Origin of the sequence: Hydrocoleum sp. CS-953, from assembly GCF_002260545.1 — a bacterium.
GTDB lineage: Bacteria > Cyanobacteriota > Cyanobacteriia > Cyanobacteriales > Microcoleaceae > Trichodesmium.
Genome location: NZ_LGSU01000882.1, coordinates 1 through 5,234, shown reverse-complemented (window position 1 = coordinate 5,234; position 5,234 = coordinate 1). Strand labels below are relative to the sequence as shown.

The 5,234-nt window shown below is 39.1% G+C and carries 4 protein-coding genes and 1 pseudogene; 2 read left to right on the top strand and 3 right to left on the bottom strand.

The annotated features are described in order from the left end of the window. Positions 1 to 199, top strand: a pseudogene (locus AFK68_RS36635) (hypothetical protein); the annotation flags it as partial. Between the two features lie 11 nt (positions 200 to 210). Here the strand turns inward: AFK68_RS36635 and AFK68_RS11695 are convergent. Then, on the bottom strand, positions 211 to 414 hold the full coding sequence (locus AFK68_RS11695; protein ID WP_094672929.1) for a hypothetical protein: 204 nt from the start codon (positions 412 to 414) through the stop codon (positions 211 to 213). A gap of 477 nt (positions 415 to 891) precedes the next feature. On the opposite strand from AFK68_RS11695, the gene AFK68_RS11690 reads away from it, so the two are divergent. Then, on the top strand, positions 892 to 1,422 hold the full coding sequence (locus AFK68_RS11690) for a class I SAM-dependent methyltransferase (RefSeq protein ID WP_371357334.1): 531 nt from the start codon (positions 892 to 894) through the stop codon (positions 1,420 to 1,422). A gap of 878 nt (positions 1,423 to 2,300) precedes the next feature. Here AFK68_RS11690 and AFK68_RS44865 read toward each other — a convergent pair. Then, entirely contained in the window at positions 2,301 to 2,975 is a 675-nt protein-coding gene (locus tag AFK68_RS44865; protein WP_094672927.1) for an after-VIT domain-containing protein, read from the bottom strand. A gap of 82 nt (positions 2,976 to 3,057) precedes the next feature. Beyond that, positions 3,058 to 4,755 carry a VIT domain-containing protein gene (locus AFK68_RS11680; protein ID WP_371357333.1) on the bottom strand — a complete coding sequence of 566 codons (1,698 nt, stop codon included), beginning with the start codon at positions 4,753 to 4,755 and terminating at the stop codon, positions 3,058 to 3,060. Positions 4,756 to 5,234: the final 479 nt, after the last annotated feature.

The window sequence follows — 5,234 nt, the reverse complement described above, 5'->3', positions numbered from 1 at the left end:
ATTTAAAGCTTTTTCTTATGGAGCTATGTTGGGAATGCACCTAATTTCTGTACTTTCTACCTACAAACAATTATTAAATCCTTATGCACCAGGAAACCAGTTATTTTGGGCTGCTGTACCTACACTTGCAGCGATGATTGGCTTATTTTTATTAAAAGATGAAGACCGATTATTTACATTAAAATATTATCTAAAATGAGCTTAATATTATTACTTTTGAGGTACCACTTGTACCTTTCCTCGGACTACAGAACGTAACAACCTGTCCACAGAACGACGCTCTTCTTCTGTGGTTGATTCATCTAGTATAGAAGCCATGAGGCCATAACAATCTGATTTGGTAAGACAAGAACTTTCAGCTACAGAAGCCATAATTTCATTGACTGCGCCAGGGAGTAAGTTAACTTGAAGCATAGGACAAACCTTGAACTCTATATTTTTATTTTCTCTTTTGTTTCGAGCTGTTGGAGTGACTCATAAAGTCTTGATTAGGTGAGAATGATAACTAAAGTAGAGTGAAGTAAATAGGTGGATTTTTGTGATGTCGATCGCTAGCTGAAGTTAAAAGTCAAAAGTCAAAAGTCAGAAGTGAAATTCTTACGCCTAAAACGATCAGGTTGTGCAGAGCGTAAAGTGTGGGGTAAGTAATATTATGTCCGGTTGAATGGGTTTGGAGACCAAACCCCTACAAATATTTTAGTTATTCTGATTGGAAATGTCTCACTTCACTACCAAAAGGAAACTATATTTTTTACTTCACTGGGATAAAATTAAGACTGAAAAATTAGAACATAAAACATAATGTTTGAACAACAACCAGAAGCTATTCAACAAAAAGTCAAGAAGTAGGCAACTGAATCACAAAAAGCAAATCCCACTGCATGGTTTGATATTTTATACTCTGAAGCGGAAGGTGATGCTGGACAAATACCTTGGGCGCGTTTAACGACACATCCCTATCTACAAGAGTGGTTAGATATTTCTCAACCACAAGGAGAAGGACGTACTGCTTTAGTTATTGGGTGTGGCTTGGGTGATGATGCAGAAGGTCTAGCAAAGTTGGGTTTTCAAGTGACAGCTTTTGATATTTCTACAAAGGCGATCGCCTGGTGTCAGGAAAGATTTCCTAATTCTTCAGTAAACTATGTGGTTGCCGATCTGTTGGCCTTAAATTCTGAATGGCATCGTAAATTTGATTTAGTAATAGAGTCGCGAACTATTCAAGCTTTGCCAGTAGAGATGCGATCGCAAGTTATTAACTGTATTGCTCCTTTAGTAGCAAATAGAGGTACACTTTTGGTCATTACTCGCATACGGGACAATGATTCTGTACCTGATGGCCCTCCTTGGCCTTTATCGGAGAAAGAACTTGCTGAGTTTATTGAGTTAGGATTACAAGAAGTTCGGCGCAATTTATTCTGATCTGAAGCGGGTGAAAAGACAATTAAACAAGTTTGGATTGAATATTGTTTATTTTAGGGAGTAGGGAGTAATCATTCCAGTAGGGTGCGTTAGACGGCTATCATCCTGAGTGGTGAAACTAATTTAGAAATCCGTCGTAACGCACCATTGAATATGTTTTAGTTTCCTACATTTGTAGTCCAGTAGTAGACTGACACAGCTAAAACTGTGCATTAGGGAGTAGGGGAGTAGGGGAGTAGGGGAGAAAGATTTTTGTTGGGTTTTTCCGTTGGAAATGCTCNGGGAGTAGGGGAGTAGGGGAGTAGGGGAGAAAGATTTTTGTTGGGTTTTTCCGTTGGAAATGCTCCGCAAACGTCCCATGCTGCGCAATGCTAACGCAAACAACCCAACCTACATCTATTGCACCATTTAAGGTGTGTCAGTCTAGTAGGGTGCGTTACGCTTCGCTAACGCACCACCAGTATCTAAAGGTTTCAGTAGTAGTAGACCGAAAGACCTAAAATGGTGCGTTACGACGGATTGTTGAATCTCTTTCATAGTCTAAATTTAAGCCGTCTAACGCACCCTAATGGACCGTTTCAGCTAAAATAGTGCGTTAGAATTGTCATTGCGTTAGCGAAGCTTTGCGATAGCAAACGATAGTGTTTGCGGAGCATTCCGTTAGGAAAGCAATCTCTGGTAGATTTCCTATTGCACCATTTAAGATGAAACAATCCACTACAAGTTGTACTGAATCGCTTTCATAGTAACGCACCATCAGATTATCTACCATCTCAAAAAAAAGGTGCGTGACGGCAAAATTTCTTGAGTTTCCCTACTCTCAAAAAGAGGATGCCGTCACACACCCTACCATTTCCCTATTCCCCAATTCTTGACTATTAGGAACTAACTTTTATTGTAATTAAAATCTTCTCTGCTGCACCAGAGGGAACACGCCATTTGAGTAGCGATCGCTTAATTTCTTCTACTACTTTTTTATCCTTCAATGTAGAAACTTCATCATCTAAAATGACTCGGAGTACGCGCTTACCTTTTACCTGCAATTCCAAAACTATTTCACCATTAATATTTGGTGGTATATTCACATTTTGGAGATGTTGTTGCAAATTTTTTTGCCCTGCTTCATCTAATCCTATAGCTTGGATAAGTTGCAATCGAGCATTAGTTGAGCTTGCAGAATCTTGTTCTAGACTCAAACTTAAAGCTGGTAGCTGAAAATCTACAGAGTTTTCACTATATGCTTCTAGAAATTTTTCATCTGCGCTGTCAGAAAAACAATCAACTGATTCAGGAATTGTAATTCCTCTTTCCCGTTCCTGACTCATAAAATCTGTTGTGTCTAAATCTGAAGTTTCAAATTTAGGAGCCATACTCATCTTTGCATTTGCAGGAGATGGACGACTTCTTCGAGCCTTCATACTCTTAGTGCGTGCCAAACTTTGTGGCATCATCCGACGACGTGCCAAAAGATATTCTGCTTGAGGTTGTGCCACTACTGCACCCAAAATCCCCTCATAACTAACTCCTTCTGGCATTTCCACAGGAACTTCCATCGAAATACTTTACCCGCCAGGTTCACCTCGAACTCCTTAACTAACTCCACCAAAACCGTTATATCAAGACACAAATTGTAACTTAAGCAGTCTGTGTCACTTTATCTACCATCGACTTCTTCTCATAATCAAACATCTGATTCGTCAAATGCTTAATTTTTTGCCTTCCCCAAAGTTGAGCAACTGCCACATTCCCAGACTCAGCAAAATTAATTGGAAAACTCTGCTGATAAATTTCTCCACCCGCAGCAATACCATTAACTTGTAACTCACCCGCTACAGTATCCTGTTTCCGACCAAATAAAACTAACGGTTGTTCGGCAAATAAATCTGGACTTGCCACTGGATAAATTTCTGGTGCTTCACCCTTACCATTCCAGTTAATCTCAATTTGAGTCAAAACAGGATTATTAATTTGTTGGAAAAATTTCTCTGCTACTTCCTCAGTGGGTTCATCCTGTCGCACCACTCTGGCAATACCCCGCCCAATTTCTGCTAAACGGTTAATCAAATAGCGATTCACGGAACTACCGACACCAAAACTATAAAGTCGGTTGCCTGGTTTAAGTTTTTCTTGCAATTCCGCCAAGATAGCTTTTTCATTACCGATATATCCATCAGTCAACATGACAATACTCCGCAGTCTTCCCGCAGATGGGGATGGAAAATTCAAAACTTCCTGGATACCATTGAGCATTTGAGTACCACCATTTGCATCTAATTGATTAACATAATTAATTGCAGTGGCAACGTTTTTAGGTGTATTTGATAAGGGTGTTTCTGATAATTTTGTGGTTGTATTGGCAAAGTCGATAATTGTGAAAGTATCATTGGGGTTAAGTCCGTGAATAAAACGGCGCATCAATTCCTGGGATTTGCGTATTGGTTCCCCTCGTTGCGAACCAGAAGTATCCATTAGAAAAACAACATCTTTGGGTACAATTTCATCCGGGCGATACTGTAATGCTGGTATTAGATAAAGAGCAAAATGTCCGCCACGTTTGTCTGCTTGAGTTAATACCGTTGCTTTGGTATTATTACTGGCAACTTGATAGCGGAGAATGAGGTCTTTATTGGGGATAGTATCTTCATTCCCTAATTTGACTGTGACAATTTCTCCCTGTTCAGATTTCTGAATTTGGTGAGATGTGGAACGAACTTGAAAAATTGGCATCCCGCCATCTATTTCTACTGTGACACCAATATCATGTCCCGAACGAGTCGCGGGAGGAACTATTGGTGGGGTAATTTTACTAGCATCGGGAACTTCATCTGTATCTCCACTTCCATCTATAGGCATTCCCGGAATATAACGCGGCCCAACTACCATCGGAAACACAAATTCATAGTCGCCACCTTCAAATTTAAGGGAGTCTGTATAGCGAATAATCACATCTATTTCTTCCCCTGGTTTAATATTGGCAAGAGATTGAGTGAAAATATTGTCGCGCTGTTGTTCCAGTAGTCCAGCAGTACGACCTTCTTGTTTAGCTTTTTGGTAAATTTGTTTTGCTTCTTCCCGTTTTTTGATATTGCCTTTAATCAAGCGATCGCCGATTTTTATTTCCATTTCATCGACGGCAGCTTCGTCTGGCAGTGGGAAAACGTAAGTTGCTTCTAGGGGTTCGGTGAATGGGTTCTCAAATTTTTGAGTGACTTCGACGCGGGATAGGTTGCCCGCTATTTTGGCTTTAACTTCCGTGTGTTTCAGAGGAAAAGTCAATTTCTCCTCTGAGGATACAACATATAATCCTGCAAGAGTTGGTGTATTTGTAGACATAAGTTTCTATGCTCCTAAAGAAATTAATTTGTTTTGTAATACATTAATTTCTCTTGTAACACACTGATTTAGGAATTGTCTATTAAGAATTGTATCTGAATAAAAACTTTCAGGAATTAGGGAATAGAGAATGTGAAGTAGGGAGTAAGGAAAAATTTGTTTCGCAAAATCTCTGTTAAAAGAGAAGAAGATTTTTATTGTCACTAATTAATGAGGCTTGATATAATAAATCTTTAGTTGGGTTTCGATTCCTCAACCCAACCTACAATACTTAATATAAAAAAATAGGTAGACGATTTCCAAATATCCCCTACCTAATAGACATCTCCAATAATAGAAAATAAAATCAATTATCGCACTACAGGAATCCTATTTTATTCGTAGCAAAAATATTACTGCTTTTTAGGGAATAGGTGAGAGTTTCAACTTTTTTATTTACTTTTTAATTACCCGGAACCTATGCGGGGATTGCTATAGAT